Source organism: Pseudohongiella sp. (assembly GCF_040877505.1).
GTDB lineage: Bacteria > Pseudomonadota > Gammaproteobacteria > Pseudomonadales > Pseudohongiellaceae > Pseudohongiella.
Genome location: NZ_JBBDNQ010000012.1, coordinates 1 through 5556, shown reverse-complemented (window position 1 = coordinate 5556; position 5556 = coordinate 1). Strand labels below are relative to the sequence as shown.

Annotated in this window: 6 protein-coding genes and 2 pseudogenes; 7 read left to right on the top strand and 1 reads right to left on the bottom strand. The window is 55.0% G+C overall.

Annotated features, from left to right (window positions below; genetic code table 11):
* Positions 1–18: 18 nt before the first annotated feature.
* Positions 19–291, bottom strand: a complete 273-nt coding sequence (locus WD071_RS03915; RefSeq protein ID WP_368047025.1) for a CopG family ribbon-helix-helix protein — start codon at positions 289–291, stop codon at positions 19–21.
* Between the two features lie 126 nt (positions 292–417).
* Here WD071_RS03915 and WD071_RS03910 point away from each other — a divergent pair, with 126 nt between their 5' ends.
* The 7 genes and pseudogenes from WD071_RS03910 (at position 418) to WD071_RS03880 (ending at position 5511) form a co-directional block, all read left to right on the top strand.
* Positions 418–1005: a hypothetical protein gene (locus tag WD071_RS03910; protein ID WP_368047024.1), complete on the top strand. Its 588-nt coding sequence runs from the start codon at positions 418–420 to the stop codon at positions 1003–1005.
* Between the two features lie 272 nt (positions 1006–1277).
* Positions 1278–2201 (top strand): annotated as a pseudogene (locus WD071_RS03905) (IS66 family transposase); the annotation flags it as partial.
* Positions 2202–2680: 479 nt separating this feature from the next.
* Positions 2681–3286 (top strand): annotated as a pseudogene (locus WD071_RS03900) (transposase); the annotation flags it as partial.
* Positions 3287–3373: 87 nt separating this feature from the next.
* Positions 3374–3661, top strand: a complete 288-nt coding sequence (locus WD071_RS03895; protein ID WP_368047023.1) for a transposase — start codon at positions 3374–3376, stop codon at positions 3659–3661.
* Positions 3662–4199: 538 nt separating this feature from the next.
* Complete coding sequence (locus WD071_RS03890) at positions 4200–4526, top strand: type II toxin-antitoxin system RelE/ParE family toxin (RefSeq protein WP_368047026.1); 327 nt, start codon at positions 4200–4202, stop codon at positions 4524–4526.
* Entirely contained in the window at positions 4523–4807 is a 285-nt protein-coding gene (gene nadS / locus WD071_RS03885) for a NadS family protein (RefSeq protein WP_368047022.1), read from the top strand. The genes WD071_RS03890 and nadS overlap by 4 nt, the downstream gene beginning before the upstream one ends.
* Before the next feature lie 287 nt (positions 4808–5094).
* Positions 5095–5511, top strand: a complete 417-nt coding sequence (locus WD071_RS03880; protein ID WP_368047021.1) for a hypothetical protein — start codon at positions 5095–5097, stop codon at positions 5509–5511.
* Positions 5512–5556: the final 45 nt, after the last annotated feature.

Here is a 5556-nt window from a genome sequence, read left to right as displayed (position 1 = left end):
TTGTCCACTTCAACTCCATCAACGCGGTACCGGCAGCGGAGTGTCGGTGTTGAGACTGTCGGCCCAGGCTTGAACCGCTTGGTGGTCAATCACTCTAACGGCGTCAACATCGGCCAAGGCCTCGCGAGTCAGGCGACTACGCTCCTCCTCCTGGTCAATCCAGGCTGATAGAGCTTGTTTGACGATCCAGTTTTTAGAGCGCTCCAGGCGCTCGGCCATCAAATCAACCTTCTCCGCCAGTTGCACCGGAACATGAGCTGTGACTGATCGAGTTTTTGCAGTGGTTGCCATTACAGGGTTACTCCTGATTCATTTCGATTCAAAGTAAATCATAATGAATAAATGCGGGCAGTCAAGCGCTGTGTCAGACTGGGGGCTACAAGCCTCACCTGCGCTTCGAGCAGCTCTTGGCCGACCTTGAGAAGGCCCGACCTCCTCAGCGATGAACTGCAGGACAGCAAGGTCTACGAGCAGCTGAAGGCCTTCCAGGCCGACTTCTTTAATGCGGACGCCCGACGCACCGGCATCCTGCTCAACCGCGACAAGATCTTGGCCGGTGTGCACTACAAGTACCGCAAACGGGACGAGGAAGGCTGGACGACGAATGCCCAGTGCAACGGCACGACGATGATGATCACTACCAACCTGCTCTCGGTGTTGATGTCGCGCTTGATGAATGGTGACGCTCAGGTGACCATGCCGTTTGTCATGGACGAATTCGGCTCTCTGGCCACCGAAAACATGCGCACCGCTCGCCAGATGGCCGAGTGGCACGGCTACTGCCTGTTCGTAGCCAACCCCAACAGAGACTCGAAGATCACTCAGGTGCTCGGCAACTACTTCCACCTCGGCCTGTTTCACGCCACTCGGGCCTATGCCGAGAATCGCACCGTCGTACACCACGGCCTCTGCGAATCCCTCACCCGGAAGGGGATGCTCTGCAGAAAAGCGGCAGACACCCAGATAGAAGGACCGCCACTTTCGGAAAAGGAGACTGATCTGTGAACATCAAGTCGCCCTACGTGCTCAAGCAAATCATCGAGCACCGCCACCTCTTTACCCAGCTGGTGGCTTACATCGAAAAGAACAACGGGGATGTGGAGATCCCCTCCGGGCTCTACCGCTCAATTGTGCGTCAGGCCATCCAGGCAGAATCAGCGCAGAGCAATGACCGCGAACGTGAGCGCATCCGCTACACCCTTGATACCCCTCAGCAAGAGGGGGTTGCTGCGCTGATTTTGCAGCTGCAGCAAGAGGCCGAGAACACCGAGCACAAGGTTACCCAACTGCAGGCGAAAACCCAGCACGATGCCGTTAAAATCCAGGCACTGACCCTGGAACTCGCCCACCTCAAACGCTTGCGCTTCGGGGTCAGGAACGAAGCCCTCTCACCCGACCAACGCGACCTGTTCCGAGAGACCATGGCCTCCGACTGTGCGGCGATAGAAGCCGAGGTCGAGGATAAAACGCCTAAGCAGGAGCGCGCGCCACGTGAACGTGCGGGACGCCAACCGCTACCCGAGCACCTGCCCCGAATCGATCACCATCATGAACCGGACAGCTGCACTTGCGGCGAGTGCGGTGGGGCGCTAGTGAAAATCGGTGAAGACATCAGCGAGCAGTTGGATGTTATCCCGGCCCAGTTCATTGTGCATCGCCATATCCGGCCTCAATACGCCTGTCGTCCGTGCGAGCGCATCACAGCGGCCCCGATACCGGCGGCCGTCATCGACGGGGGCATGGCGGCACCGGGCCTCATCACTTGGGTGCTGATCAGCAAGTTCCTGGATCACCTGCCGCTGTACCGCCTGGAACAGATCGCCGCGCGTGACGGCGTCACCCTGGCCCGCTCCACGCTATCGGAGTGGGTAGGTCGTTATGGTGTCGCACTCCAACCCCTGACGGATCGACTGGCTGAACTGTTGCGTCAGCGCGCGGTGCTGCACGCGGACGAAACGCCGGTTCAGCAGTTGGATCCCGGTAAGGGTAAAACCAAGCGCGCTTATCTCTGGGCATACCGCAGTAACGATCTGGATGAAGAACCGGCCATTGCCGTGTTCGACTATCAAACCGGTCGCAGCGGCGTCCATGCCCGAAACTTCCTGGACGACTGGCAAGGTCATCTGGTGGTGGATGACTATGCCGGTTACAAAGCGCTGTTCGCGGACGGCGGGGTGATCGAGGTCGGTTGTATGGCCCATTATCTTGAGCCGATTTTTATCCGGAGTGAACTCTAAGAATCCCAGTATCCATGCGACCATTAGGCTGTATCTTCACGGGATAAAATAACCGGCCTCTACAGCGATGACAAAAATCCAGTAAGTAGTGGCCGGGCTGCCACGATGATACAGTCATGTGTGTGAAACTAATGGTTTGTCAATTTTCGAAGCAAATCTGAAAGTACGATTGCCCTCCAAGGCGGGCAGTACCTGCGCGGTATGCGTTTTCGAACCGGTGTCACGTGTGGATGGGTGCTGTGCCGGGAGAACGAACAACCAACTTGCGGATGCAACAGGCGTCTTGGCAATTTCACTGTGTGCCACTCTAGAGCCGCCACATAGGCTTCGCTCGAAACGGATGTCTCGAATCCGAGCTGCATCTAACGGCTGTATCATAGAATACTAACCGGTATTTTATCCCGACAAACGCTGCCAAGGAGCCCTCACTGGCCGTGTAGTCTGGCGTTTTACTCCAGATAAATATCGACTCGGGATAATGCGCCTTATGTGGAGCTCCGCATAAGGATCATGCCCGCAGAAAGTTCTTTGACCTGGATGCCGCTAACAAAAGCCCGGTGGCGGGGGAAGCGCTTGCGCGCATAAGCGCGTTGTACCGCATAGAAGCCGAGGTTCGTGAGGACTCACCAGAAGCCCGGCAGCGTCAGCGGTTAACGCAGTCGGTTCCAAAGCTGGCTTCCATGCAGCAATGGCTCTGCGACACGCGGATAACGGTCGCCGATGGCAGTGCGCTGGCGAAAGCCATCGACTACAGTCTGAAGCGATGGTCGTCGTTGGCTCGCTATGCTCTCAGTGGCGACTTGCCGGTCGACAACAACCCGGTGGAAAACGTGATCCGACCGATAGCGTTGGGCAAGAAGAACTGGATGTTTATGGGTTCAGAGCGCGCGGGGCGTCGTGCCGCAACGATCCAAAGCCTGTTGGCCACGGCCAAACTCAATGGCATCGAGCCTGCTCAATGGCTTAAGGACACGCTGGAAAAACTGCCTACCTGGCCCAACAGCCGCCTTGATGAGTTGCTGCCGTTACAGAGAAAAAACGCCGAGTAAACGTGGTTCGGTTGGACGCTTACGAGGCTTGCGTCGCCAAACTGGTATTACCTGAAAAGCCAGTTCCGCTACCTGGCGGATGAGAATGTGTATCTCTGCCCGACGGGCCAGAAGCTCATACCGGTAGGGCGTTGGCGGGGTAATATGAAGGAAGAGGGCTACATCAATTATGGGAGCAACGCCTGTGAGCGTTGCCCACTAAAAGCTGAGTGCACACGATCGACCAAAGGGCGCATCCTGAAGCGTTATGCCAATGATGACGCCAAGGATGCGCTGCGAGAGATCATGAAGCACCCGCAGGTGCAGAAGGCGTTCAGCAAACGTCAGGCGATGGTGGAACCGGTGTTCAGTGTGATGACCCTCAAGCAGGGCTAATGCGCTTTCGCAGACGAGGGCTGGCGGGCGTCAAACGTGAGTTTGCACTGCATGCGCTGGCCTATAATCTGAGCCGCGTCGTGGCTCTTTTTGGGTTTTTTACTGGCTTTAAACGGCTTGTAGAACTTCTCATTCGATCGAAAGTGGCGCAATGCCGATATGAGCTGAGTCATACCGGCATTGATGAAATAGCTCGAAGAAAGAGGTTCACTTGGGCTTGTTGAACCAAGAGGGCCTGACAACAGACGTTGGCTGATCTGCCAAAGTCTATTGCGACACCCTCGAGAGGGAGAGGATGATGACCTCTCAGAAGCAGATGGCGACACATCCCTTAGTAATATCAGTAGTATCTGATTTATCCAGACGGGACCAGATCAACTGGATTTGCATACCCGCCCGGGGCGGACTTACCACTTCCTCTCCGTACCCACAGCCTCGTCTAAGCCGGTTCAACCACCCACTTGCCCTGAAAAGGTGTACATTGTACACTTATCGCCATGGATACGCATAAGGACAGCAGCCAATAGTGGCGTACTTGATCACATTCATCGAGACCAGCATCTTCACGGGACAGATACGTGAATTGGCAACCGATGAGGAATTGCGCAATCTGCAAGTCGGTCTAATTGCTCAGCCCGAGAAGGGCGATATAATCAAAGGAACCGGTGGCCTGCGCAAAGTACGGATGGCTGCGGGCAACCAAGGTAAGAGCGGGAGTATCCGTGTCATCTACTTCTTGGCGACCAGAGAGAAGATCTACCTTGTCCTGGCGTACCCTAAGAGTGAAAAAGACACATTGACCGATGAAGAGAAAGCACAGCTGAAAGAGTTAACGAAGAAGTTAAAGACTGAGGTGCCAAAATGAGCATTTTCGAAGGGTTGAAAGCATCGTTAGAAGAGGCTGTTGAGATCCAGAACGAGAAACGGCCGGCATCCAGGGTCGCTCGATATGAAGTAACCGATGTAAAGGCGATTCGGTCTCAGCTGCGTGTTTCGCAGCAAGAATTCGCAGAGGCGCTCGGCACCAGCGTTCACACAATCAAAAGCTGGGAGAGTAAGAGGCGCAACCCCACTGGGATGGCTGCAAAGGTGCTGGCCACCATCCGGGATAACCCAGATTACTATAACCAATTTGCCTCGCACTGACCTAATGATACATGGCTGTCCAGCGCTGGTACCTAGAAGGTGAGGTCCGGGAGAGTGATACTCGGCTTGGATACTGGCATTGGGTCATCGAAAAACTGGAAGAAGCAAAACGCTTAATACCCTGGCGCACTCACCGGAGTACCTGAGCATCAGTTGCTCTGCGTTCGATTCATTTGAACATCCTGACTCACTGCCTACGAGCTCCGAGGCGCTGCACGTTATCGCGGGGACAGAGCACCCTCCTGATATAACGAGATCCCTTTTATAGCTGGAAGTATGAAACTGGCATGACCTACGACAAATTGTCCAAAGGCATCAGGAAATACTTCAATCGCTTTCGGGCTGTGGCCATGGTCAGGGGTAATCCTGTTTACAAGACCTCTCCCAACCTGGACAAGGCCGTTAAGTGGCGCGAGAAGCGGCTGGCGATCAACAAACGGAAGCCACCGCCAGGGGGTGTCCGATCGAAGAAGCGCAGCAATGCCAAAGATCAGGGTTTGCCGGCAGGTTTTTACCACCTCGAATTCTTCAACACTCGGGTGGACGGTACTAAGGTCGCCCGGCACAAGATCGGGACCACGATCTTTAAGGATGGTGTGGTGCCCAAGAGAAACCGGTCATTCTACGGAGTGGTTGCACGCCGTAAAATGACCGGTTTCGGATTAGTAAAGCTTTTCGTTTTTTTACTCGAACCGGCGCATTGACTCACTTGAAATTAAACCTCTGACGGTCAGTTGACTCATCTAAAA

Bases quoted from the DNA above. Each gene is read 5' to 3' on its own strand.
- WD071_RS03915 (WP_368047025.1), bottom strand. From the start codon at position 291: ATGGCAACCACTGCAAAAACTCGATCAGTCACAGCTCATGTTCCGGTG.
- nadS (WP_368047022.1), top strand. From the start codon at position 4,523: ATGAGCATTTTCGAAGGGTTGAAAGCATCGTTAGAAGAGGCTGTTGAG.
- WD071_RS03880 (WP_368047021.1), top strand. From the start codon at position 5,095: ATGACCTACGACAAATTGTCCAAAGGCATCAGGAAATACTTCAATCGC.